This window comes from Bradyrhizobium sp. UFLA05-112, assembly GCF_053572325.1.
This window is the reverse complement of record NZ_JBANBK010000108.1, coordinates 1-25095: the sequence shown is the minus strand read 5'-3', so window position 1 is coordinate 25095 and position 25095 is coordinate 1. Positions and strand designations below refer to the sequence as shown.

Genomic DNA, 25095 nt, shown 5'->3' with positions numbered 1-25095 from the left:
TCCTTCGAACAAGGAGATGATCTGAAATGATCTAACAACCACTCATCCTTGACCAAGCCCATACAAGTATTCCAGAGGCAGCGGTGGGATACGGAGAAGCCGCGGCGTACTGGATTCCCCGCCTTCGCGGGGAATGACTGCGATGGATCGGACACACAATCCTTCGCGCTTCGCGAAGGTGCAATGAGCGACGTCCGCCTAATACGTAATCTTCGGCGGCAGCTTGCGGGCCTTGGCGATGAGCTCGCCGACGGACTTCTCCGACGGCATCACACGGACCAGCTTCCGCTTCTCGTTCACCTCGCGCATGTTCTGCGCCAGCCGCGACGGGTTGCGATAGGCGAGCTCGCGGACAGTGGTGACGCCGGCGGCGCGGACGAGGTTGACCTTGGCTTTGCCCATGCCGGGAATGCGCATGTAGTCGGACACGTTGGCCCATTCCAGGAGCTGCTGCTCGCTGATGCCGGTCCTGGCTGACAGCGCCTTGCGGCCCTTCAAAGTGCTGGCAGCTTCGAGCAGCGCGACGGTGGTGCGGATGCCCTGCGCCTTCAGCTTGCTGGCGGCGAAGGCCGACAGGCCCTCAATCTCGGAGATGGGATATGTCATGATACTCAATATGAAATGCGAAAGCCTCAGGCGAACTGGCTGAGGCCCGGCGTCCCCGCAATGATTTTGCCCATCTGATCCGCTCCGATTTTGTCTCGACCGAAGCGAAAAAGTTCACGGGCGATCTTTTGAATGTCGGACATGCCGAGCCCAAGGCCCATCAGCCGGGTACCGACGGCCATCAGGCCGCCGCCCATCAGGCGAGATAGGCCGCCGCCGCTTTGCGACGCGGCAATCGCGGCTTCGGCACCGGGAATTTGGTCGATCAGAGCCTGGACGCCGTCGGAAGGGCCTTCGTTGCGAAGGAAGCCCAGGATAATGCCGATCGTCTTTTCAGCGACAGCACTATCGATGCTGGCGTTTGTCGCCAGCCGCCCGATCAGCTCGTCCATGCGCCTGCCCCTCAGCCGGTTCAAGTCCGGAGTCTTGCTTCTGAAAATGATCTTGGGCCGGCGCGTTAAGAATTACAAGCGACGAACGCATGAGCGGTGACGAATCGCGCGGCGAGTGTTGCAGCGATGCAAGAGCGAAGGATGGAATTCGCGAAAAATTGCCGCGGTGCGAACCGATCATTTCGACTTTTGGCGAAGAGACACACGCCTCATCTCTCACGATGTCGCATATGCGTGCCTCACGAGATGCGTTGACCCGTTCAATCGGCACCCAACATACGTTAAACTGCGGAACCTAAAGTTCGCATTCCCCACCAAGGCAAACAGTAATGGCGACACAAGACACCAATCCCGGCGATACCAGCGACAAGATCTTCGTCGGCAAGGGAGGCGAGACCGCCTGGCTGACGCTTGCGCTCGCCAACCGCCATGGCCTCGTCACCGGTGCAACCGGAACCGGCAAGACGGTGTCGTTGCAAGTGATGGCAGAAGGATTTGCGCGTGCTGGCGTGCCGGTCTTCGCCGCCGATATCAAAGGCGACCTTTCGGGCATCTCCGAAGTGGGAGAGGCCAAGGATTTCATCGTCAAGCGCGCAGCTGACATGGGGCTGACGTTCCAGCCCGACCAGTTCTCGACGGTGTTCTGGGACGTATTCGGCGAGCAAGGCCATCCGGTACGCGCGACCGTCACCGAGATGGGCCCGCTTCTCTTGGCGCGCATGCTGGACCTCAATGACGTGCAGGAGGGCGTGCTCAACGTCGCCTTCCGTGTCGCAGACGACAACGGCCTGACCTTGATCGACATGAAGGACCTGCGGGCGCTGCTCGACGCCATCGTGCCCGACACCAGCAAGAAGGGGCCGGATGCCGGAGAAGATCCGCTGGCGCCGATCCGGAAAGCTGCCCAAGGTTTCGGCAACGTCACCAAGGCAACCGTCGGGACCATCCAGCGCCAGCTCCTGGTGCTGGAGAACCAGGGCGGCACCAAATTCTTCGGCGAGCCGGCGCTGACGCTGAAGGACTTCATGAAGACCGATCGCGACGGCCGCGGCATGATCAACATCCTGGTCGCCGACAAGCTGCTCCAGAGCCCGCGACTTTATGCGACATTCCTGCTGTGGATGCTGTCGGAGCTGTTCGAGGAGCTGCCCGAGGCGGGTGATCTGCCCAAGCCGAAGCTGGTGTTCTTCTTCGACGAGGCGCACCTTCTGTTCAACGACGCGCCCAAGGCGCTGATGGACAAGATCGAGCAGGTGGTTCGCCTGATCCGCTCCAAAGGTGTCGGCGTCTACTTCGTCACGCAAAACCCGATCGACGTACCCGACCGGGTGCTGGGGCAGCTCGGCAACCGCGTGCAGCACGCGCTGCGCGCGTTCACCCCGCGCGACCAGAAGGCGGTCGCGGCCGCCGCACAGACCTTCCGGCCCAATCCGAAACTCGACACCGCCAAGGTGATCATGGAGCTCGGCAAGGGCGAGGCGCTGGTGTCCTTCCTCGAAGGCAACGGCACGCCGTCGATGGTCGAGCGCGTGATGATCCGTCCGCCCTCGGCTCGGATCGGACCGATCACGCCGGAGGAACGCAAGGCGATCATGGATGCAAGCCCGGTGAAGGGCAAATACGACACCGCGATCGATTCCGAATCCGCCTATGAGATTCTGCAAAAGCGCATCGCCGGTACCGCGGCGACCGCCGAGGGCTCGGCGAACGGAGGCGGCATCCTCGGCCAGATCGGCTCGATCGTCGGCACCATCTTCGGCACCAACACCGGCCGCGGCCGGCTCACCACCGGTCAGCGCGTCGTGCGCGACGTGACGCGCACGGTCACAAATCAGGTGGTCGGCGGCGTCGTCGCCGATCTCGGCAAGTCGGTCGGTGGCCAGCTCGGCGGTTCGGTCGGCCGCGCTCTGGTGCGTGGCGCACTCGGCGGATTGCTGCGCCGGTAGGCAGTCACGGGCTCTCGTCAAGGGGCTTTCCGTGTAGCCGTAGGTCTCCTCGCCTCGTTTGCGCGGAGGGATTCTCTCGAATGCCATGACCGGCTCGGGACTCACACCCGGCCGCTGGCTGGAGGCGCTGCCCGCCTTCGTCACCATCACCTTCGTGTTTGACATGTTCGACCTCGGCCAGCCGAACGTGCTCCTGCTGGCGATGATGCTCTACGGCTTCTGGAGCCTCCAGCACCAGCGGTTCTGGCTCGCCGGCTTCATGTTCGCGCTCGCCACCGCCATCAAGGTGTTTCCGGTTGCGGTGCTGCCTTATCTGGTGTGGCGCCCGCAGTGGGCGGCCGTCGTGAGCACGATCGCCTGCACCGGCATCTTTCTGTTCGTGGTGCCGGCGCCGATCCGCGGCTTCGACCACAACGTCACTGAGCTCAAGACCTGGTACCATTCCGATGACGGTGCTGATGCACCGCGCTGCTTTCGACGTGCGTGCGGGCGTGAGGCTGGGAACCTGGATCGCGCTGGCTGTCGCAGGCATTTTCTTGCTGCTGTCGCTGCCGTTGTTTCCCCTGGTCCTGCAGGCCTGGGGTAACAACCTCGTAGGCACCGTCGTTCTCGCGGGCGCGTTGGTCTGGCACATCAGGCATCCGCCAGATGCGTCTGGCCCGAAAGCCGCGGCGGAGCTAAAAGCAGCAGCGTCTTGAAAACCACCGCAAGTCAGGAACGAGAACAATGTCCAATGCACAGCTCCAGTCCGTGCTCGATCACATCGACAAGGATTTCGACAACAGCCTGACGCGCCTGTTCGCGCTGCTGCGGATCAAGTCGATCTCGGCCGATCCGGCCTTTGCCAATGATTGCAAGGCGGCGGCCGAGCATCTCGCCAAGGACATCGCAAGCCTCGGCGTTGCAACCGAAATCAGGCCGACCGCCGGGCATCCCGCCGTCGTCGGCAAGAGCAAGGCGAGCGGACGTCCGCACGTGCTGTTCTACGGGCACTACGACGTGCAGCCGGTCGATCCGCTCGATCTCTGGCACCGCCCGCCGTTCGAGCCCGTCGTCACCGATCATGCCGACGGCCGCAAGATCATCGTCGCTCGTGGCGCCGAGGACGACAAGGGACAGGTGATGACCTTCGTCGAGGCCTGCCGCGCCTGGAAGACGGTGACGGGCTCGCTGCCGATCGACGTCACTTTCCTGATCGAAGGCGAGGAGGAGGTGGGCTCGAAAAACTTCGTGCCGTTCATCGAAGCCAACAAGGACGAGTTCAAGGCCGACTATGTGCTGGTCTGCGACACGGGCATGTGGGATCGGAACACGCCGGCGATCACGACGTCGCTCCGCGGCCTGCTCTATGAAGAGGTGAAGATCACGGCCGCCAACCGCGACCTGCATTCCGGCGTGTTCGGTGGCGCGGCGATGAACCCGATCCGCGTGCTCACCAAGATCCTCGGCGGGCTGTTCGACGATGACGGCCGCATCACCATTCCCGGCTTCTATGACGGGGTGAAGGACTTGCCTGCGGATGTCCTGGAGCAGTGGAAGAAGCTCAATCTGACGCCGGAGACGTTCCTCAAGCCGATCGGTCTGTCGATCCCGGCCGGCGAGAAGGGGCGGCTGCTGATCGAGCAGGCCTCCTCGCGCCCGACCTGCGACGTCAACGGCATCTGGGGCGGCTACATCGGCGAAGGCTCCAAGACGGTGATCCCGTCGCATGCCTCTGCAAAGGTCTCGTTCCGCCTGGTCGAGGGGCAGGATCCGGCGAGAATCCGCAAGGCCTTCCGGGACTACGTGTCGGCGCGCATTCCGGGCGACTGCAAGGTCGAATTCGGCGACCATTCCGCCGCGCCCGCGATCGCGCTCGACTGGAACATGAAGCCGCTCGCTGCCGCCAAGAAGGCACTGACGGAGGAGTGGGGCAAGGAGACCGTGCTGATGGGCTCGGGCGCCTCGATCCCGATCGTCGCCGACTTCAAGCGCACGCTTGGGCTGGACTCGCTGCTCGTCGGCTTCGGCCTGGATGACGACAACATCCATTCGCCGAATGAAAAGTACGATTTGCGGAGCTTCCAGAAGGGCATTCGCTCCTGGGCCCGCATCCTCGCCGCGCTCGCGGAGGTGAAGTAGGCGCGGGGTGCGTAGGGTGGGCAAAGGCGCGAAGCGCCGTGCCCACCGTCTCTCCAGGATTTGTGAGAGAGAGGTGGGCACGCTTCGCTTTGCCCACCCCGCGAGAGCACCAAATAAAAACGCCGCCCGGAATTGGGCGGCGTTTCATTCCAAAACGTGCAGAGGTCGTTCGCAGAAGATCTTACACGAATCCTCGCAAATCTCAAGTCCGGTAGCCCGGATTGACGCGGTCGAGCTTGCGCAGCAGAGGCGGCCACACCAGGTTGGTGGCGCGAAGCTCGGCGCGGTCGCGGTTGGAGAGCAGTTCGGTGTTCTTCTCGATCGCGATCTCCTCGACCGGATAGACCGGCGTGCCGAGCGCCCGCGTGCGCACCTGCATCGAGCAGGCGCGCTCGAGGTGATACATGCGCTCGAATGCGGAGGCGACCGAGCGACCGACCGTCAGCGTGCCGTGGTTGCGCAAGAGCATGTGGTTGTGGTCGCCGAGATCCTTCTGCAGCCGCGGCCGCTCCTCGTGATCGAGCGCGATGCCTTCATAGTCGTGATAGGCGAGGTCGTGCGTGACGAGCTGCGCGGTCTGGTTCAGCGGCAACAATCCTTCCGCGCTGCTCGAAACCGCGGTGCCGTCGAGCGTGTGGAGATGCAGCACGCAGATCGCGTCCTCGCGCACCTCATGGATCGCCGAATGGATGGTGAAGCCGGCGGGGTTGATGCTGTACTCGCTCTCGGTGAGCTGGTTGCCGTGCAGGTCGACCTTGACCAGGCTGGATGCGGTGATCTCGTCGAACATCAGCCCGTAGGGATTGATGAGAAAGTGATGCTCGGGGCCGGGCACGCGGGCCGAGATGTGGGTGTCGACCAGGTCATCCCAGCCGTAAAGGGCGATGAGGCGGTAGCAGGCGGCGAGATTGACCCGCTGTTGCCACTCAGCCTCCGTCATGTTCGACGGCACTTCTTTCACGCGCTCTTCCGCTGGCGACATGGCAAATCACTCCGAACCTCGTTGTTGCGGAGCGGGAGCCTAGTCCCGCGAGGAAGTCGCAGCAAGGCGCGCGAAGCGCAGCAGTCAAGCGTAGCCCGCATGAGCGACGCGATATTCGAGAGGTCCCTCAAAGTCCCCGGATTTCGCTTCGCTCCGTCCGGGCTGCAATTCAGAAGAGAATTATTACGGCGCCGGGATCGACAGCAGGCTGGAAATGCTGCGGCCGCGGATATCGTAGACGCGGGCGAAGACCACGTCGTCGCGCTTGATCTCGACCATGACCGGCGCGATGAGGCCCTTGCAGTAGAACTCGCCGAGCGTCATGGCGAAGTCTGCAGCGTTGGAATCCCAGCCGATGGTAAAATCGGGACCGAGCGCCACTTGCGCGGGCCGCTGCGGGCCGCACACCGCGACCTTCCATTTGCGATTGCGCGGCGGAACTTCCTGGCGCTCGATGAGCTGCTCGCGCAGCTCGTCGGAAGCCTGCTTCAAGGCCAGGCCCCAATAGTCCAGCATGAAGCGGTCGTCGGCGGCGCGCACGGTGCCCGCGATGTGGTTGAAGTGCGTGTACTGATAGGGATGCAGCCGGATCATCTCGGCGAGCGGCAGCGCGAGGCCGAAGCAGAAAGTGGCGAGCACGACGGGCTGCCAGGCGCGATGATTGGCCCGCAGGCGCTCCATGGTCCAGGCAAAGGCGACGCCGCCCAGGACGGCCATCGGCGGAATGACGAAGACGAAGTGGCGGATGCCGTTGTAGAGCGCGGGCCGCTTCACCATCGCGACCACGAGCGGCAGCGTGGCTGCGAGCGTCAGCATCAACAGGACGGTCTTGCGGCGCGCCGCAATCTGGCGGCGCGGCAGGATGACCAAGGTCCCGATGACCGCGCCGATCGCCAGCACCAGCATGACTTCGGGCAATTGCAGCGCGAACAGCGTCGGCAGGTAGGACCAGGGCATGTCGGGCACGGACACCAGCGCGCCGTCGAACATCTCCTTCCAGGGCTTCTCGAAGAAATGCGAGAAGTAGGTCAGCGCCTGGAACGGATTGCCGGGCTCCATGATCGACCACGGCCAGATCAGGCCCATGATGAGATAGCCGAGCACGAGGCCGGGCAGCAGCACGTAGACGACATGGGCGAAGCGGCGGATCGCTTCGCGGGTGCCTTCGACGCGCAGCTCTTCCAGAAACAGCGGCATGAAGCCGATCATCGCATAGACGAGCGAAAGGCCCCCGAGAATACGCGTGCCGATCGAGAGGCCCGCGCCGAGGCCGACGATCAGAATGGTGCGCGGCGAGGGCTGCGGATATTCCTCGGCCAGTCGCACCAGGCCGAGCATCAGGATGATCATCGCCACCGCGAAGGGCGCATCCTTCGGGTTCATGAACATGTGCCCGTAGAAGATCGGGCAGAGCGCGAGCAGCAGGAGTGCTGCGAGACCCGCAAGTGGCCCGCCGATGCGGCGAGCGAGCCGCCAGGTCACCGCAAGCCCGATCACGCCGACGACAGCGCCGACGAGGCGGCGCGTCTCGAACAACTCGATCGGCATGACCTTGTGCAGCAGCGCTGCGACCATGTCGAAGCCGCCGCCATACATATAGAGATTGGCAAAGGAGAGCGCCGCGGTGTCCTTGAAGCCGGAGCCGAACATGCGCAGCAGGAGGTCGGCATATTCGGCGTGGGTGTAGTCGTCCCAGCCAAGCCCGTAGTCGCGGAAGGTTAGCCCCGCGATGACCGCGACCGCCGCCAGCACCAGCATGGCAAGGTCATCGCAAGTCCGCTCAATCGAGCGCCCCAGAGGCGTGTCGATCGCCGAAGTGGTGATGGATGTCATGGCAGTCGGTGACCCGGAATCCCCTCTCGGCCGCGCCGGTGCGCACGGCCCTTTGTCCCGGGAACCCTATAGCGCAGTTCCATTTCCAAGTAATTGCGCATTATGGCTAAATTCCTGATGCAACGCAGCAATTTCCAGATCCTGGAGTTTCAATAGAGCTAGCGAGATGTTGCTGAAGGGAATGTGAATAAGTCCCTGATTTCGCTATTTTAAGGAACGGTTACGGCGAATCGCCGTTGGCGAGGCGTGCGATATGACGGTATCTTGGCGTAGGCGGTGTCGCGCGATCATGCGCGGCCGGGGGTGAGTTCGATGGCACTGGCATTGTTGATCGCGGGGATTTTCGCCTTTGTGGCGGGCCTCCTCACGGTCCTCTGGGGCATCTCGCTCAAGGAATTCAGTCTCGGCAGTACTCTCATACTCAGCGGGACCATCGGCGTCTGCTCCGGGATGTTACTGATGGGCCTTTACACCGTCGTGCAGGAGCTGAAAGGCATCGCCCGGCGGCTCGCCGCAACGACGGCACTGTCCGAGGTTAGAGTCAGGCCGGTGCTTCCGCCGGGCCTTGCGACGGCGGGCGCGTCTGGGCCGGAAGCGGTCCCTGGCGAGGCCGCCAAGGTCGACCCAATGATGCCGGTATCGCCGGCTGCACCGCCACCCTGGCAGGATGAAGCAGCGGCGCGTACGCGTGCCGAAGTGCCACCGATGCCGGAAGCGTCCGCAGCAACGCCTGAAGGGCCGCGTCGGCGCAATCTCTTGTTCGCCTCGACCTCGCGCAAGGAGCGCGATCGCGCGCAGGCCAAGGCCTCCGAGGCCGAACCGGGTGAGGAGCATCCGGCGCCCGCCGAGCCACCGCAGGCAAGCTTCGACGATGCCTGGCCGAAGCCCGAACGGATGCGGCCGCCGGAGGCAGCTCCGCTCCGCCGCCCGCCGCCGCCGCGCATGCCCTCGAGCTTTACGGAAGCCGCGCCAGCTCCTGCGTCGCCCCCGACACCTGAGCCACGTCCGGCACCACCGGCCGAGCAGCCGGCCGTCACCGTGCTCAAATCGGGCGTCGTCGATGGGATGGCCTATTCGCTCTATTCCGACGGCTCGATCGAGGCGCAGATGCCGGAAGGTATGATGCGCTTCGCCTCGATCGACGAGTTGCGCACGCATCTCGACCAACGGTCCTGAGGTCCATCCGTGTCAGATGCGGCGGGTAAGAACTTCATCGAGCTCACGGCGAACATCGTCTCCGCCTACCTCAGCAACAATCCGACGCCGGCGGCCGAGATCCCGAACCTGATCAGCCAGGTGCATGGCGCGCTGGTGCGGGTGTCCTCGGGTCGGACCGAAGCGCCGCTCGAGCCGGCAAAGCCCGCGGTGTCGCTGAAGAAGTCGATCGCGCCGGACTATCTCGTGTGCCTCGAGGACGGCAAGCGCTTCAAGTCGCTGAAGCGCCATCTGCGTACCCAGTACAACATGACGCCCGAACAGTATCGCGACAAATGGGGCCTGCCGGCCGACTATCCCATGGTCGCGCCGAACTACGCGGTGGCGCGCTCGCAATTGGCGAAGAAGATGGGGCTGGGGCAGCAGCAGCGCAAACGTAAATAGCGCAGCGTCACGAAGCCTCGGCGAGCGCCTCGCGCGCATCGGTGCGGATGCGTTCCACCATCGAGCGCAGGCCGTTTGAGCGCTGCGGCGTCAGGTGGTCGCGAAAGCCGAACTCGTCGAACACCGCGAGCGCGTCGGTCGAGAGAATTTCCTGCGGCGTGCGGTTGGAATAGAGCGAGAGCAGGATCGCGACCAGCCCGCGCACGATATGGGCGTCGCTGTCGCCACGATACTTGAGGACCGGCGTGCCATGCTCGCGATCGATCCGCTTGGAGAGCCAGACCTGGCTGACGCAGCCCTGCACCTTGTTGTCGGCGGAGTGTTCCGCCTCCGGCATCGGTTCCAGGGAGCGCCCGAGCTCGATGACGTAGCGGTAGCGGTCGTCCCACTCGTCCAGAATCTCGAAATTGTCCCTGATTTCGTCGATCGTCGTCATGATGGCCCGTGTGTGATCCCAGGGCCAATATAGGGACGCAAGGACGCGAAATCGATAGGGGTTGGACCCTAATTCGCCGTTTCCGGCCCGCGCCATTCGAGCGCCAGGTCGTCCTGGGTCAGGGTGTCGCGCTGTGCCGGACCAGGGTCGAGATCGGCTTCAGCCATGCTGCCGATCGAGCCAGTGTGGTCGGGCGCCTTCTTTTCATTCTTGCCGTTGGTGATCTGCTCTTTCTTGTCATTGAGCATCTGGTAGAGCTTGCGTGCCCCGTCCTGCGCGCGCTGGCCGATGACGGTTGCGGCCTGGCCGCCGACCTCGCAGGCCGCGGGCTGGCGTTTGCAGAACTGGCTCATGTCGGAGACGGCCGCGGTCGCGGCCGACACGGCCTCGGCGGCGCCGATCGGCGGCACCTTCTCCGATTCGGGAGTCTTGTCCCGCGGCAGGAGCACCAGCACCAGCCCGAGCCAGAATGTGATGCGGAGCAGAAAACGCATCTTGCGACCTTGCGTGTTAGATCCAGCCGGCGGCACCCCGCGGGCCTTCGACCTAGCAACCTTCGATAAATCGCAAGTGATTGCGTTGAGCTTAATTCGGCGAAATTTTGTGTGGGATTTGAACGAATCGAAAGGCTCGTAAATTTTCGATTGATGCGGGCTCGCGCTCTCCGACTTGCGTCCTTCCACCAATTCGAAACCATACGGCGGGGGATGCGGAAACCCCGCGTTCACCATCCGCGCGAATGAAACCGTCAAATCGCGTAAAATTCCGCGCAATCACACGGCGTTCTGCCGCATGCGCCACCGCCTTAGCGTTCGTTTAATGTCGCTCTGACACGGTGGCTCAACGACAAGGAGGCGTTCCGGCGCGTCTTTTCGATGCATGAGCCGAAGCGCGAGACCCGTGACAGTTTTGAGTATCATCCGCGATTGTCTCGATGCGCTGCTGCATCCCTCGGCGCGTTATGACGCGCTGACGCGGGCGCGCCATCGGGCTTTCATGGCCCCCAGGCTGCTCGGCAGCCTCGCCGCCTTTGCCGCGTTCCCGATTTATCTTGCCATGCGCGGCGCCCCCAGCGCGATCGAGGTTGCGGCCTTCGCCTGGCTGATCGCGCCGATTCTGCTGTCGTGGTTCCTTTCGCGCACCGGCCGCTATGAAGGTGCCCATGTGCTGTCATCGCTGGCGCTCGCCGGACTGATCATGGCCGTGGCGGTGACCACGGGCGGCATCGAATCGTTTGCCGCAGTCTGGCTGGTCGTCGTTCCCCTGGAGGCCGCGCTGTCGGCCTCGCGCCGGGTGGCTGCCTTTGCCTCGGTGCTGGCGCTGTCCTGCGTGGCGCTCTTGATCCTGTTCGGTCATCTCGACTGGTTGCCGCTCGACCAGGCCAATGCCGCCGAACGCGGCATGTTCACCGCATTCGGCGTTGCGTCCGCGACGCTTTATGCGGCGGGTCTCGCCTTCGGCGCCGAATCGCTCGCGCGTACCAGTGTTGCGCTGCTGTCGCGCGAAGAGGAGCGCTACCGCCTCCTGGCGCGCAACATGAGCGACGTCATCTCGCGGCATCAGCGCAACGGCGCAGTCCAGTTCGTCTCGCCAGCAGTCGAGGCCATGCTCGGCGTGCCGGTCGCCCAGCTCACTGGCCACGGCCTGTTCGATCGCGTCCATGTCGCCGACCGTCCGGCCTATCTCACCGCGCTGTCGGACGCCGCGCGCGGCGATGTGCGCGGCGTCGAGTTCCGGCTACGGCGGGAGGTTGGCGGCAGCGAGCGCGGCCAGGTCGATTTCATCTGGGTCGAGATGCGCTGCCGGCCGCTTGACCAGGATTTGGTTGACCAGGATCTGGGCCGCGACGTGACGCACGAGCCCGAGGTCGTCGCCGTGATGCGTGACATTACCGATCGCAAGATGCAGGAGCAGGCGCTCGATCAGGCTCGCAGCGCCGCGGAAGCGGCCGATGCCGCCAAGACGCGCTTCCTCGCCACCATGAGCCACGAGCTGCGCACCCCGCTCAATGCCATCATCGGCTTCTCCGAGATGATCGCGCAGGAGCAGACCCTGATGTTAGGGGCGGCCCAGCGCAAGGAATACGCAGAGCTCATCAACGCTTCCGGTCAGCACCTGCTGTCGGTCGTCAACGGCATCCTCGACATGTCCAAGATGGAATCCGGCAAGTTCGAGATTTCGCCGGAACCGTTCGCGCCGCGCGCCGCGCTGTTGCATTGCTGCAATCTGCTCGCGCTGAAGGCGCGCGAGAACGGCATCGATCTCATCACCGATGCGCCGCAGGATCTGCCGGTGATGACCGGCGATCCGCGCGCCTTCAAGCAGATTGTGCTCAACCTCGTCTCGAACGCGATCAAGTTCACCGAGCGTGGAGGGCAGGTCACCGTCGCCGCCACGGTTTCGCCATCGCACCTCTTCCTTCGCATCAGCGATACCGGCGTCGGCATCGCGCCCGACGACCTGAAGCGGATTGGCGCGCCGTTCTTCCAGGCCGGCAAGACCTATCAGCGTCGCCACGAAGGCACGGGCCTCGGATTGTCGATCGTGAAGAGCCTCGTCGCCTTGCATCTCGGCGAGTTGACGATACAAAGCAAGCTCGGTGAGGGGACGGCCGTCACCATCAAGCTGCCGCTCGTCTGCACGCCGTCGCAAGGACGGCAGAGCGAAAGCAAGATCGCGACACTGGTACCGCCGCCGCGCCATGATGTTCAGGACCAACCGGCTTTGGTGAAGAAAAGTGCCTAGAAAGTCTGCAAGAGATGAGGATGCTCCGCGCCGCCGTGGCGCCAAGGCAGCGGTCGTCGACGTCGAGACCGAGCGTAATCTCGCGATGCGGATCCTGCTGCACAGCCCCAAGGATACTCTCGCTGGTCTCGTTGCCTTTGCCGCGGTCAGCGCCATCATCGCTAACGCGCTGTTCCTGCAAACCGGCCGCCATCCGGCGCCAATGTTCGGCACCGTGATCAATTTGCCGGCGCCGTCGGCTGCTGCGTTGTCGAGCCCATTGCCGCGGCCGCGCCCGCTTGCGGCCGATTCACTGCCGCTCGAGCCGAAGCCGATGGAGTTCCGCGTCGCTGAGCCCAAAGTTGCGGAGAAGCCGCCGGCGCCCGAGAAGGTCGCCGAGGCAACGTCCTCGACCGCCAGATACGCCGATCCCCTGACCAATCTCGTCAAGGCCACGGCGACGACGCCTCCGTCGCAATCGGTCGTTGTCGCGCGGCCGCCGGCGCCGATCCCGGCGCAGCAGAGTCCCTCTATGCGTCGTGTCGCCGCCGTGCAGCGCGCGCTCTCCGAATATGGCTATGGACAGTTGAAGGTGACCGGCTCGATCTCCGGCGAAACCCAGGCAGCGATCCAGAAGTTCGAGCGCGAGCACAAGATGCCGGTGACCGGCCAGGTGTCCGACCGCCTGTTGCGCGAGCTTGCGGCCGTGATCGGACATCCTGTCGAATAATCGCCATTGATTGCCGCGGATACTGGTGCTGTTTCCGCGGCTGGCCTATCGTCCTGTCCATGCGATTGAAATCGAACATATGGGTGGCGGCGTACTTGCGCCGCTGCCAGACTGAAGGCGTGTTCGGCGCGGTGCGCCGGCGTGGTGCCGAGGAGGCTGGCGCGGTGTTCGTCAAGGTGTCGCTGCTTGACGGCAACGCGATGCTGTACGTGCCTGCTCCGCAGACTGTCTATGACGACGGCCGGCCGGTCGATCGCTTCTTCGTGCCGATGGCGCCGCAACCTCAGCCGGAAGCAGCGGTCGAGGAGCGGCTCACCAAGGAAATCCGCTTCGACCCCGACGCCTGGATCGTCGAGACCGAGGATCGCGCCGGGCGACATTTTCTGGAATTGGCACGCGCCTGAGATCTAGCGGTCCGATCCGCCGGTGCCTGTCCGCATCGGCGGGATCGCGCCGGGCTGCACTGCGGGTCGCGGCTGGCTCGCACTGCTGCGCGCGCGCTGGCGTTCGCCGTCATAGAGCGACGACTGATATTTTGCGCGCGTCACCGCCAGCGTCGAGCCGCGCCAGGCAGCGAGCATCACCAGTGCCGAGCGATCGCTGAGGCGGTCATAGAGCCGCGACAGCCGGTAGACGGTGTTGACCGACGTTCCGATCTCCGGCTTGAAGAACAGGAGAATGCGCTGGAAGTTGGGGCTCGGCATGTCGAGCGCGCGCGCCGCGACGGCAAGCGCTTCCCCGCCGGCATCGTCCACGATCTGCGCGGCGACGCGCGAGGGCAGGATCAGGCTCTCGCCGAGCTCTAGCGTGAAATTTTCGGTGTCCTCGGCATAGGCCGCCCATTCCAGCGTCTGGATTGCGCGCGTGGCACGCGCGGTCGGAATGCAGGGCGCAGCCTTCAGGGGAGTCTGAGCCAGATTGTGCAGGATCAATGCGCGCTCCGAGGCCGTGGCGCGAAAGAACATGTCGTGGATCTCAGCGGCGTCCTTTGGCTGCATCGCCATGTTCGCAGACATCCGCAGCTCCGCATCGGTCGGCGTGCGGGCCGGCGCGGGCGCTGCGGGCGGCGCGGAAATCTCGCGCGCCAGCGGAATTCTCCGACCCTCATGTGCTGGCAGGAGCCCGAGCTTCTGCATGATCGGCGCGGGTGTTGCAGGATAGATCGCAAGACGAGCCTTCACCGCGGCGCGCGTCGCATCGTCGACCTGGTCGATCAGCCGCGAGGCGAGCTCGACGAATTGCCGCTCCTCATCGCCGCTATGGCTCTTCGCCTGCACGTAAAGATCGGTCAGCACGCGCAAGAGCGTGGGGCGAATATCGACGCCTTCGCGACGGGACAGGGTAATGAGCCCGTCGAATGCTGGAAATAGCGGCTTGGTCATGAGGCGTACGCAACTCGAGAAAAGTCGTCCGCGTCAGCCTATCGCGGGTTGTTTTAAAGGCTCGTTAAGGAAAACGAGGTGTGAAGCCGTTGCTGCGTTTTCAGCTGTTGTCGTGCTGCAACGGGACGGCGCGTTCTGCCCGTGTGGTTACGGTCCGGTTGGCGCGTTTACACCCCGTTAACCATGTGCTGATCTTAATGGCACCCATGTTGTGAGGACCGTTCGGTCGCGCGGCAATAGAAGAGAGCTGACATGGGGACCATCATTGAATTTCCGGCCGGTCGCCGGCTGGGCTCATCGGGGGATGTCGCTCCGCTCGCAGAGACGGGGAGGGTGTTGATCCTTCCCGTGATCCGCATCGAGCGTGAATCGGACGAGACCAGCGGCGGTCATGGACCGGCAGAGGGCACCGCGCCGGGGCGCCGCCGCCGGCGTCGCTAAAAGTCCGGCCTTCGTGCAATGCCGGACCCGCATCACAAGATCCGGTGTTTCGCATCGGCCCTGCTGCTCGCGCTGATCGGCGCGACACTCAGTGCCTGTAGCGGCGGCGATTTCGGCCGCACCCGCGAAGACATGCGCAGCGACGATATGCACCGCTGGCTGGGTGCCGAGGTGACGGGCAGCCTTGGTCTCAAGGCGTCGCAATTCCAGCTCACCGACGCGGAACGCCAGCTTCGCGACCTCGCCTATCCCATGATCGAGCCGCCGCTGTCGCGTCCCGCCTGGAAGAGCGTGTTCGGCGACTACAAGGCGCTGCCGTCACCCTGGCAGCAGAAAGTCGTGTTCGACCGCACCATGTACGGTCGCACCCTGATCGACGAGCCGCACCGTTCGCATTCCTCGCGCTATGCGCAGCTCATCGAGGACGTGCGCAACGACATCACCCGTTTTGAGCCATTCTTCGCCAGCGCGATCCGCGTCATCGATCTCGACAGGAAGCGCGATGCGAGCATGGCCCGCGTCTCCGAGCTGTCGCCGAGGGAGAAGGCGGATGCGGTCGCGCGCATGCAGGAGAACTCGCTGATCGTCCAGTGGGTGCAGCAATGCCTGGAGCAGCGCGTCTCGTCCTATCGCTGGGCGCTGGAGCGGCTGGTGATCCAGGCGCCCGACGGCATGGCGGCGGACGCCGACCGCCTGATCGGCGAGCTCGCCGCGCAGACTGCCAATCCGCCGGTCGCTGCCCAGCCGCCTTACGGCCGGGCGGTGACCGTGCGCGGCTAGGGCGAACCGGCCCGGTTCCGTCCGGGCGGTGACCCCCGACGGTGACCGAATGGCTGTGCGGCGCAGCAGCCGCGACCAGGGCCTTCTCGGACCTTCGTCGGATAGATTTGTGCTTGTCCCGCGAGCGCCGATATCGATAGATTGCATGCATTGGACGCGTTGATTTTTGACCATTTCTTTCAGCATGTGATCAGGGGCTCCGGCCATGTTCGAAAGTCATTTGAATCACCTGTCGCCGCTAGGTATCCGCAAACTCCTCGCAATCGGCGCTCTGCTGGCATCGACCGGCCCGGTATTCGCTCTCACGCAGGAAGCGGCGGTCGAGAACTGCCGGATGACGGTCGGCAAGCCGATCGTGCAGGCGTGCATGCGCGCGGGAGGCGGGCCGGCGGGCGGCGCCAATCTCGAGGCCTGTCGAGCCAAGGCCAAGCCGCAGGTCCATGCTTGCGTGCTCGCCGCCCTCAATGCCGCGAATGGCCGCGCCAATGTCGCGGTCGCGGCGCCCAAGGAGGAGGCGCCCAAGCTGGCGCCAGGAACGGCATTGCCCAAAGGCTTTGTGGCGCCGCCTCGTACGATCGCCGACATCACCTCGATCCTCGACAGCGAAAAGCCGAACGAGAAGCTGATCGCGGAGCTGAAGGCGGACGCGGATTCGACGCCCACGGGGAAGGAGTCACGCGAGGATCTCGCCCAGTTCTATTTCGACCGCGCCAATGCGCGCTCCCAGCTCGGGCGACTTGCCGAATCCACCGCCGACGCCAACAAGGCCGTGGAAGTGGGCCGCGGGGCCGTCAGCCCAAACATGATGGGGCGATTGTTGCAGTTGCAGTCGGTGCAATACGCCCTCGCAGGCGATCCCAAGCGCGCGCTGGAGATCATGCAACAGCTCTTGCGCCAGACGGCCAACGTGCCGGGCGCGAAAGGATATCAGTTCAACGCAAACCGTTCGGTCGCGTCCATTCTCCTCCAGATGGGCGATGTCGCGCAGGCCGAAGCCTATTTGCGTCGCAGCCTGACCGGGATTCAGGAAGCGCGCACCAGTGGGCTTCCGGGCTGGCGAGCGTCCTATGCAAAGTTCGGCCAGACCTGGGAGGGTGAAATCGAGATTACCCGCGGGATAATATTCGAGGCACGGGGGCAATTTGCCGAAGCCGAGGCCGCTTATCGCACCGCGGAGCTGCGCAAGAGCGCCGGTAACAAGGCAGTGTTGGAGTCGGAAAACCCGCCTGCAGAGACGCTCCTGCTGCAAGTTGTCGACGGCCTGGTGTTGAATCAGGCGCGCATGAAGGCGAGGCAGGGCAGACTGGCTGAAGCCGAGGTTGACGCGCGCCGGGCGCTCTTGGCACGGTTAAAGGACACCGGCAAATACAATCCGGTCACGCCGCGCTTCGTGATGGGCCTGGCCGGCATTCTGGTCGAGGAGGGCCGCTACGAGGAGGCCGAGCAACTCGGCCGCGTCGCCATCGAGATCAACAAGACGGTCGGCGTGCCCGAGGATTCGCAGGCTACCGTCGGGTTGCTCTCGCAGCTTGCCGGTATCCTGGCGCTGCGGCGGAAGGCGCCTGAAGCCAACGAGATGTACGCGAGGATCGACAAGGCGGTCGCCAATTGGGATCCGCAGCGCCGCCAGGTATTCGAGCTCAATCCGTCGCGCATCCTGTCGCTTTATGCCTCCGGCCAGGTCGACGCCGGCATCGCCGCGGCCGAGCAATTGGTGAAGAAGCAGGTCGCGCGGGTCGGCGAAAACCATTTCGACGCCGCCTCGGCACGCGGGACGCTGGCGATCGGCTTGATGCGGGCCCGCCGCGATGCGGACGCGATCCGCGAGTTCAAGGCCGCCATTCCTGTCATGATGTCGAATGCGCGTGAGAACGCCGACGACGAGAACACGACGGTTGTTGCCGCGCGCAGCCAGCGGCTGCAAGGGACCGTCGAAAATTATTTCCTCCTGCTCGCACGTGCCGAGGGAACCAGCAACGAGGTCGGCGAAGAGACCTTTGGCCTTGCCGACGCCATTCGCGGCCGGTCGGTGCAGCAGGCGCTTGCAGCCTCCAGCGCGCGTGCGGCGGCGAAGGACCCGGCGCTCGCCGATCTCGTGCGCAAGGAGCAGGACCTGACCAAGCAGGTCAATGCCCAGCTCGGCACGCTCAACAACGTACTCGCCATTCCCTCGGCCGATCGCGACGAGAAGGGCGTTCAGCAGATCCAGGCCTCGATCGCGGCGCTGCGCAGCGAGCGCGACAAGGCGCGCCAGGAGATCAAGCAGAAGTTTCCGTCTTACGCTGATCTGGTTTCGCCCAAGCCGCCGAGCGTCGCTGAAATCCGCGCGACGCTTTCCGAGAACGAGGCGATGCTGTCGTTCTATTTCGGCCAGAATGGCAGCTTCGTCTGGGCCGTCCCCAAGTCGGGTCCGGTGGCATTCGCCGCGATCAATGCCAGGATCGGCGACATTGAGACCAAGATCCGCAAGCTGCGCGAGGCGCTCGAGCCGCAGGCGGCGATGATCTCGGACATTCCGCCGTTCGACCTCAAGCTCGCCTATGAGCTTTACGAGCTCCTGCTCAAGCCGGTTGAAGGCGGCTGGAAGTCCGCAAAGAACCTGATCGTCGTCACCAACGGTGCGCTCGGCCTGCTGCCGCTTTCCTTGCTGCCGACCGCGCCTGCGGAGGTGGCGCAGGATGACGAGCCGCTGTTCGCCAGCTATCGCAACGTGCCATGGCTCGCGCGCACCCACGCGGTGACCACGGTGCCGTCGGCGGCCGCCTTGCGGACGCTGCGGCAGTTGCCGCCCGGCAAGCCCGGACGCAGCGAGCTGGTGGCGTTCGGCGATCCCTATTTCAACAGGGACCAGCAGGCCGAGGCGGAAGCTCCTGTTGCCAAGACCCAGGTTGCGGATGCCGGCGGCAACGTGACGCGCGGCATGCCCCTGAAGCGCCGCAACAGTCCGAAGCTCGAAGGCGTCGACAGCGCCGAGCTCGCGCTGCTGCCCCGGCTGCCCGATACTGCGGACGAGCTGAAGTCGATCGCGCTCGCCTTGCAGGCCGACCCGTCGAAGGTCTTGTTTCTCGGCAGCAAGGCGACGGAAAGCGCGGTCAAGACCATGAACCTCTCCGGCTTCAAGATCCTCGCCTTCGCGACCCACGGCCTCGTGCCGGGCGAGCTCAACGGCCTGACCCAGCCGGCGCTCGCACTGTCGTCGCCGGCGGTGACAGGCGAGGAGGGGGATGGCCTGCTGACTATGGAGGAGATCCTCGGCCTCAAGCTCGATGCGGACTGGGTCATCCTGTCGGCGTGCAACACGGGCGCGGGAGCCGGGGCGGGCGCCGAGGCGGCTTCGGGACTTGGCCGCGCGTTCTTCTATGCCGGCACGCGCGCGCTGCTGGTCACGAACTGGTCGGTGCATTCGCAATCGGCGCGGCAACTGGTGACCGACCTGTTCAAGCGACAGGCCGACGATCCGAAGATCGGGCGAAGCGAGGCGCTGCGCCAGGCGATGATGGCTCTCGTCGATGGGCCGGGTTATCTTAACGCCGAAGGCAAGACCGAATTCGCTTACGCGCATCCGTTGTTCTGGGCGCCGTACACGATCATCGGGGACGGCGGTGTGCGCTAGCGAGACGTGGTGCGTGGGAAGAAAGGGTTGAGTGAGGATGATGCGGAAGACGTTGCTCGGGCTCGTCGCGGCTGGCCTCTTGAGTTCAGGGGTCGCGCAAGCGACGCAATTGATCACGGAAGACGAAGCCAAGCTGCCGCCGCCAAAGGGGGCCATTGCGACCGACCGGCGCGGCATTTTGCGCGGTCCGAAGGTGGAAGTGGTCTCGCCCAGCGATGCGGTCAGCTCGCCGCTGCGGTTGCAACTCAAGTTCGAGTCCTTCGGAGGGGCCAAGATCGATCCTGATTCGGTCAAGGTGATCTTCCTGCGCTCGCCCAACGTGGACCTGACCGCGCGGGTCAAGCCGTTCATCCAGGCCGACGGCATCAACATGCAGGACGCCGAATTGCCCCCGGGCGAGTATTTGGTGCGGGTCGACATCAAGGACAGCGACGGCCGCCCCGGCACAGCCAGCTTCACCCTGAAGATCGCGCCGAAGTGAAGCGATGAAGTGTCCCTATTGCCGGTCGGAGAATGTCGAGAGCGCGCTGGTCTGCGCGTCCTGCGCGCGCGACATCGCCATTCCTCCCACGCTGATAGCCGAACGCGACGATCTCCTGCGCAAGCGGGACCAGCTTCGTGACGAGTTGCGGCGCGCCAGAGCCGAGATCGAGGCGATCATGACCCGCAGGAAGTCGCGCTGACGATGGAGTGTCCGTTCTGCGCCGAGACCATCAAGGATGAAGCCATCGCGTGCAAGCACTGCTCGCGCGATTTGCGTGTCGTGCGCCCGATGCTTGCCGAGATCGACGAGATCGTCACAGACCTCGACCGGCTCAGGCGCGATCTCGACCGCGTCGGTGCCAGGCTCGAGCGGTACAACAACCCCGTGCGGTATTTTGCGACCCACGCGGTTCTCTATGTCGTGATTCCCGCGCTGCTGCTGGTCACCACGCACGTCCTCGTCACCATCACCTTCAACATCTCGCCGCTGCCGCTCCGGCTGGCGTCGATCATCATACCTCTCCTGTTCGGGCTGATCGCCTATCCGCTGCACCGGGTCTCCCTGATCGGCGCGCTGGTGCTGGGTGTGCTGTGCGCGGCCCTCAGCATCCAGCTGATGCTGACGGTGACCGGCATTCACGACCGCGTCCCGATTCTTCCCGAAGTCTGGGTCGAGTGGCGTGAGGTCTTCGAGTATGGCGCGAGCATCCTGCTCGCCTTCCTGTCCGGCAACATCCTGGGCGTCGTGATCTTCCAGGTGTTGCCGCGGGTTCTGACGCAAGGCGGCAAGCCCAACGCCTTCGCGTTCAGGATCGCGCGCCTTCTCGGCCAGCACGTCGGCGAGGAGCAATTGCGCCGCCGGGCGCGCCTGATTCAGGACCTCATGCAGACCGTCGGTCCCCTCGTCGGCGTCGCCGCCACCGCGGTCGGCTCGATCTATGCGGGGTTGAAGGGGATCCTTGGATAGGGCGGCCTTTGACGGTTCTGGTCGGGGTGCAGTCTGCAAAGAGCAAACGCCTTCTCCAGGTACGATGGCACCTTGGATCGGGTTTGAAAGGTAACGGTAAGAAAAAAGGAAGCTGCTTGTAAAGCGGTTCGGACGGCCTGCTGGCATCTTCCGAAGACGTCGAACAAGAACAGCATGCGCCGCATGCCGATCTCGCATTGCGAGGGAGGTCATCATGAGGGGCTTGATTGCGCTGATAGGCGCCGCATGGTTACGACAGGCCGCCGCATCTACGCAGCCTGCCGTGTTGCGCGGCCTCACCAGCAAGGACCTCTGCGATATCGACACGAGGTGCGGTGAGATCGACTGCGTTACCTCTCAGCGATGCATCGCGCGCTCGCGTCATTCGACGGGCTGGCGCGACGGCACTACGGTTGCCGTGTTGTTGGTGCTCTGCACCGCGTGCATCCTCGGATCCACGAACGAGGCCAAGGCTCAATGCACCGCACGCGACGTGTTGCAGAGACAGTTGACGCTCAAGACGGCTCCCGTTGTCCCGAGACCGCCGAGTTCGGTGGCATCGGCTTCGGATGTTGCGGTGTGGAAGACGATAACAATCGGGACATTCTCGGATTCGTTCGCTCTTCTCAACGCCATGAGCGCGATCGGTTGCGGCGTCGGCGACTCGGCTGCGGCGGCTCTTGCTCGGCCGGCCTTTACCGTCAGTGGCACGAAAGCGGCGGCAGAGCTTCTGACGGTGTCGGCGGCCGAATTGGGCTTTCGGAGCGAGACCGTGTCGCTACGACAGATCTACGCACTCGCGCAGCAACTGGGCTTCGGTCTTGCACCGGCTGAAATTGCTCCGCAGCTCAGACTTCAATATTTGGACCAGCCTATCGGTGAGTTTCTCATCATTGGAATGAGGCCGATCCAGACATGGACAGGTGAAGCCGTCATCCTGACCGTGGCAAATGGCGGAGCAGGCCTCATCCTCATCGGCCAGGACGGTCGCGCGGACGCGGAAATACCAGTGACCTCTCGCTTCGTGTTCGAGCGCGTCCTGCCTATGGCACAGGTAGGCCTTGATATCGGCCCACCTGCTTTGGCCAATGACGATGCAAGCCCATACGCCGCGAAAGGGCAGAGTTGTTGCCGCTAGCGAAGCCTGAACCAACAACGAGTCGATGAAGACAAACGTTCATCGAGGTCGGATTGAGATTTGCTCCTCAAACGTCGCTCGATACATGCCTCTTGGATCTTTCACATCACTATGGAGGTAGTCCCATGCCGATCGTTCAGTTTACTCGCTTCAAAACCGACAAGCCCGAGGAAATGACCAAGATCGTCAGGCAGGCGAAGAAAATCTTCGAAAAACACGGTGCCGAATTTCTTCGGCTGTCCCGTTTCCACACCGGCCACTGGGCAGGAGAGTTGCTGGTGACGACGCGCTACGCCAATTGGGAAGTCTACGGCAAGGTGCAGGAGGCGGTGGCAAAGGACCCGGAGTTCGCGCAGGTAATGGCCGACGGAATGAAGATTGCCGAACTGCAGGGCCGTAACATCGCCGCTAGCATCGATCTGTAGTCGTCGGGGCGTCGCCCGGCGAACCACGTAAAGGGCGAAGGCCGCTGGACATGTTCCGGCGGCCTTTTTCAATTTCAGGGTAACCGTCGATGAAATGAATTTGCGTTGTTGTGCGGGAATCGAGCAAGAACCTTGTGGGTTTCTCCTCGATCGGAGACGAGTGCGTTCGCGCTGATGAAGAAAGTGAGTGAATCCGTCTGCTTCGTGGGTCGATTGGCTTGATTTGTCGGCGCTTGAATGCGTGAAGCGGTCATTCGGACGGCAATCATCACAATTTTTTCACGCCGGTGTCGCCGACGAAGCGATCATTTCTCTCCGCGGAAAACAAAACTGGTTTCGTTTCATTGACTGGACCGCGATCGCTTTTACGATCTGAAACGTCCAAGCGAGATCCTTCACCATGCGGCAATCCGATCCACCCGTCCTTCGCGAAGTAGCCTGGCTGACCTCGGCCTTGCGCGCGCCGTGCTGGGCTGAAGCGATGGCGGAGAGCTGTACCGCCGGGATCCGTACACCGCGGACCATCTAGCCGGCGACGCGATCCCCCGGGAATAAAAGCCAGGACATCATCCATTATTCTCCGCGCATGCGATCTGCGCATGGCGGAGCTTTGTCTGAAATTAGCAACTAGAGAGTACAATCATGAGCAATGCGACCACCATCGATAACGTCATTCCGCGCGCTGATATCATCAAGCGCGCGGCCAGAATCGGGGCTGAGATCAGGAACATCAAGCTGTCCGGCGATCTGTCCGATGACGTCATTCGCTCCATCAATCAGGTGCTGCTCGAGAACAAGGTCATATTCTTCCGCGACCAGGGACATCTCGACGATGCCGAGCAGGAGCGCTTTGCTGCCAGGCTCGGAAACCTCGTGCCGCATCCGACGGTTGGTGCGAGCAAAGGTACCGCGTCGATCCTGGAGCTGGATTCGGGCCGCGGCGGCGGCCGTGCCGACGAGTGGCATACGGACGTGACTTTCGTCGACGCCTATCCAAAGATCTCGGTGCTGCGCGGTGTTGTGATCCCACCGTATGGCGGCGATACCCTCTGGTCGAACACGGCAGCGGCCTATCTCGACCTGCCGGCGCCGCTGCGCAAGCTTGCCGACGAGCTCTGGGCCGTCCACAGCAACGCCTATGATTACGCCGCGAAGGTGCGCGCGACGGAGGCGGACAGGAAGCGCTTCGACGAAGTGTTCACCGGCACCGTCTACGAGACGGAGCATCCGGTGGTGCGCGTCCACCCCGAGACCGGCGAGCGCACGCTGGTGCTTGGCAATTTTCTCCAGCGTTTCGTTGGGCTGCCGAAATATGACGGCCAAAAACTGTTCGACCTGTTCCAGTCTCACGTCACGGCGCCGGAAAACACTGTGCGCTGGAATTGGCGGGTCGGTGACGTTGCGATCTGGGACAACCGCGCGACCCAACACTACGCGGTCAACGACTATGGGGATCAGCATCGCGTCGTTCGCCGAGCCACCATCGATGGCGAGGTCCCGCTCAGCGTCGATGGCCGTCGCAGCGTGACGCGGGTCAAGACGCTGAAACCGCAGACAGCGAAGGCCGCCTGATCCAGCTTCACTGACAGGATTTGACAGAATGAACTCCCTGTTCCGATTTGTTCGCGCGCGGCACCTCGCCGCGCGCAAGGCCGCGGGATTGCTGCTGGCCGGCACCCTGACCTTGGGCTTTGCGGCCTCCGCCTTCGCTGAGCCGCCGCTCGAAACGACCGAGATCCGCTACCAGGGTTGGGTCGGCCAAGTGACCTTTATCGAACTGGCTGACGACTTGGGTTACCTCGCCCCGCTCAAGCTCAAATGGGTCGGAAACACCATCAGCGGTCCCCAGGACATCCAGACCGTGGTCACCGGCGATATCGACATAGGCGGCGCATTCTATGGCTCGGTGATCAAGCTGATCGCGGCAAAAGCGCCGATCAAGGCAGTCGTCGGCTATTACGGATCCGATGACTCCACCCACCTCGGCTACTACGTGAAGGAGGACAGCCCGATCAGGACGGCGCGCGACCTGATCGGCAAGAAGGTCGCGGTCAACACGCTCGGCGCTCATCACGAATTCGCATTGCGTGAGTATCTGGCCCGCAACGGCCTGACGCCGGCGGAGGCGAAGCAGGTGACGCTGGTCGCAATTCCGCCGGTTGCCGGCGAGCAGGCATTGCGCCAAGGGCAGGTCGAAGTGACCACGCTGAACGGTGTGTCGCGCGACAAGGCAGTTGAACGCGGTGGCATACGCAGGCTATTTGCCGACACCGACCTGTTTGGCAATTTCACGGGCGGCGCCTATGTCCTGCGGAACAAATTCATCAAGGACAATCCCAACGCCTCCCGCAAACTGATCGAAGGCGTGTCGCGCGCCATCGCATGGGCGCAGGCGACGCCGCCGGAAGAGGTCCGCGCCCGCTTCGAACGCATCATTGCCGAGCGCAAACGGAATGAGGACGCCACTCCGATCAAATATTGGAAGAGCACCGGTGTT

Annotated in this window: 24 protein-coding genes and 1 pseudogene; 18 read left to right on the top strand and 7 right to left on the bottom strand. The window is 63.7% G+C overall.

The features are described from left to right. Positions 1-198: 198 nt before the first annotated feature. Together SO180_RS37585 and SO180_RS37580 are read right to left on the bottom strand one after the other, a co-directional pair. A complete protein-coding gene (locus SO180_RS37585; RefSeq protein WP_449383840.1) occupies positions 199-606 on the bottom strand; it encodes a DUF4332 domain-containing protein in 408 nt (135 codons plus the stop codon). 26 nt (positions 607-632) lie between these two features. Next, positions 633-998 carry a DUF2267 domain-containing protein gene (locus SO180_RS37580; RefSeq protein WP_449383839.1) on the bottom strand — a complete coding sequence of 122 codons (366 nt, stop codon included), beginning with the start codon at positions 996-998 and terminating at the stop codon, positions 633-635. A gap of 329 nt (positions 999-1327) precedes the next feature. Here SO180_RS37580 and SO180_RS37575 point away from each other — a divergent pair, with 329 nt between their 5' ends. The 3 genes and pseudogenes from SO180_RS37575 to SO180_RS37565 all read left to right on the top strand — a co-directional run bounded on the left by SO180_RS37575 (position 1328) and on the right by SO180_RS37565 (position 5065). Beyond that, complete coding sequence (locus SO180_RS37575; RefSeq protein WP_449383838.1) at positions 1328-2944, top strand: helicase HerA-like domain-containing protein; 1617 nt, start codon at positions 1328-1330, stop codon at positions 2942-2944. A gap of 67 nt (positions 2945-3011) precedes the next feature. Further along, positions 3012-3642: pseudogene (locus tag SO180_RS37570) on the top strand (glycosyltransferase family 87 protein); the annotation flags it as partial. A 28-nt stretch (positions 3643-3670) separates the two neighbouring features. Further along, the gene (locus SO180_RS37565; RefSeq protein ID WP_449383837.1) at positions 3671-5065 is read left to right on the top strand and encodes a M20/M25/M40 family metallo-hydrolase; all 1395 of its coding nucleotides are present in this window, start codon (positions 3671-3673) and stop codon (positions 5063-5065) included. Positions 5066-5267: 202 nt separating this feature from the next. Here the strand turns inward: SO180_RS37565 and SO180_RS37560 are convergent, their stop codons facing one another. Further along, a complete protein-coding gene (locus tag SO180_RS37560; protein WP_449383836.1) occupies positions 5268-6047 on the bottom strand; it encodes a class II aldolase/adducin family protein in 780 nt (259 codons plus the stop codon). Positions 6048-6230: 183 nt separating this feature from the next. Beyond that, the gene (locus tag SO180_RS37555) at positions 6231-7880 is read right to left on the bottom strand and encodes a glycosyltransferase family 39 protein (protein ID WP_449383835.1); all 1650 of its coding nucleotides are present in this window, start codon (positions 7878-7880) and stop codon (positions 6231-6233) included. Between the two features lie 312 nt (positions 7881-8192). Between SO180_RS37555 and SO180_RS37550 the strand changes: the two genes are divergently transcribed. Both SO180_RS37550 and SO180_RS37545 read left to right on the top strand, forming a co-directional pair. Further along, positions 8193-9056 carry a DUF308 domain-containing protein gene (locus SO180_RS37550; protein WP_449383834.1) on the top strand — a complete coding sequence of 288 codons (864 nt, stop codon included), beginning with the start codon at positions 8193-8195 and terminating at the stop codon, positions 9054-9056. Positions 9057-9065: 9 nt separating this feature from the next. Continuing rightward, positions 9066-9479 (top strand): Ros/MucR family transcriptional regulator, encoded by a 414-nt coding sequence (locus SO180_RS37545; RefSeq protein ID WP_449383833.1) that lies wholly within the window; start codon positions 9066-9068, stop codon positions 9477-9479. A gap of 7 nt (positions 9480-9486) precedes the next feature. Here the strand turns inward: SO180_RS37545 and SO180_RS37540 are convergent, their stop codons facing one another. Together SO180_RS37540 and SO180_RS37535 are read right to left on the bottom strand one after the other, a co-directional pair. Then, positions 9487-9915: a SufE family protein gene (locus tag SO180_RS37540; protein ID WP_449383832.1), complete on the bottom strand. Its 429-nt coding sequence runs from the start codon at positions 9913-9915 to the stop codon at positions 9487-9489. A gap of 68 nt (positions 9916-9983) precedes the next feature. After that, positions 9984-10409, bottom strand: coding sequence for a DUF5330 domain-containing protein (locus SO180_RS37535; protein WP_449383831.1), 426 nt, complete (start codon positions 10407-10409; stop codon positions 9984-9986). Between the two features lie 385 nt (positions 10410-10794). On the opposite strand from SO180_RS37535, the gene SO180_RS37530 reads away from it, so the two are divergent. The 3 genes from SO180_RS37530 to SO180_RS37520 are packed head-to-tail and all read left to right on the top strand — an operon-like array spanning position 10795 to position 13773. Beyond that, positions 10795-12660: a PAS domain-containing sensor histidine kinase gene (locus SO180_RS37530; protein ID WP_449383830.1), complete on the top strand. Its 1866-nt coding sequence runs from the start codon at positions 10795-10797 to the stop codon at positions 12658-12660. Next, entirely contained in the window at positions 12653-13369 is a 717-nt protein-coding gene (locus SO180_RS37525) for a peptidoglycan-binding domain-containing protein (RefSeq protein WP_449383829.1), read from the top strand. Before SO180_RS37530 ends, SO180_RS37525 begins: the two co-directional genes overlap by 8 nt. Before the next feature lie 59 nt (positions 13370-13428). Then, on the top strand, positions 13429-13773 hold the full coding sequence (locus SO180_RS37520) for a DUF1491 family protein (protein ID WP_449383828.1): 345 nt from the start codon (positions 13429-13431) through the stop codon (positions 13771-13773). A 3-nt stretch (positions 13774-13776) separates the two neighbouring features. Here the strand turns inward: SO180_RS37520 and SO180_RS37515 are convergent, their stop codons facing one another. Then, positions 13777-14751: a DUF2336 domain-containing protein gene (locus SO180_RS37515; protein ID WP_449383827.1), complete on the bottom strand. Its 975-nt coding sequence runs from the start codon at positions 14749-14751 to the stop codon at positions 13777-13779. Between the two features lie 252 nt (positions 14752-15003). On the opposite strand from SO180_RS37515, the gene SO180_RS37510 reads away from it, so the two are divergent. The 10 genes from SO180_RS37510 to SO180_RS37465 form a co-directional block, all read left to right on the top strand. Then, complete coding sequence (locus tag SO180_RS37510) at positions 15004-15192, top strand: hypothetical protein (RefSeq protein ID WP_449383826.1); 189 nt, start codon at positions 15004-15006, stop codon at positions 15190-15192. Between the two features lie 18 nt (positions 15193-15210). Continuing rightward, entirely contained in the window at positions 15211-15972 is a 762-nt protein-coding gene (locus SO180_RS37505) for a hypothetical protein (RefSeq protein ID WP_449383825.1), read from the top strand. Between the two features lie 205 nt (positions 15973-16177). Next, positions 16178-19585 (top strand): CHAT domain-containing protein, encoded by a 3408-nt coding sequence (locus SO180_RS37500; protein WP_449383824.1) that lies wholly within the window; start codon positions 16178-16180, stop codon positions 19583-19585. Positions 19586-19625: 40 nt separating this feature from the next. Continuing rightward, entirely contained in the window at positions 19626-20066 is a 441-nt protein-coding gene (locus SO180_RS37495; RefSeq protein ID WP_449383823.1) for a hypothetical protein, read from the top strand. Between the two features lie 4 nt (positions 20067-20070). Further along, entirely contained in the window at positions 20071-20268 is a 198-nt protein-coding gene (locus SO180_RS37490; protein WP_449383822.1) for a hypothetical protein, read from the top strand. Between the two features lie 2 nt (positions 20269-20270). Further along, a complete protein-coding gene (locus SO180_RS37485; RefSeq protein ID WP_449383821.1) occupies positions 20271-21035 on the top strand; it encodes a hypothetical protein in 765 nt (254 codons plus the stop codon). A 418-nt stretch (positions 21036-21453) separates the two neighbouring features. Continuing rightward, complete coding sequence (locus SO180_RS37480; protein ID WP_449383841.1) at positions 21454-22173, top strand: hypothetical protein; 720 nt, start codon at positions 21454-21456, stop codon at positions 22171-22173. A gap of 125 nt (positions 22174-22298) precedes the next feature. Further along, positions 22299-22598, top strand: a complete 300-nt coding sequence (locus tag SO180_RS37475) for a hypothetical protein (RefSeq protein ID WP_449383820.1) — start codon at positions 22299-22301, stop codon at positions 22596-22598. Positions 22599-23240: 642 nt separating this feature from the next. Then, the gene (locus tag SO180_RS37470; RefSeq protein WP_449383819.1) at positions 23241-24170 is read left to right on the top strand and encodes a TauD/TfdA dioxygenase family protein; all 930 of its coding nucleotides are present in this window, start codon (positions 23241-23243) and stop codon (positions 24168-24170) included. Positions 24171-24198: 28 nt separating this feature from the next. Further along, positions 24199-25095, top strand: an 897-nt coding sequence (locus SO180_RS37465) for an ABC transporter substrate-binding protein (RefSeq protein WP_449383818.1), incomplete at its 3' end; no start/stop codon positions are given.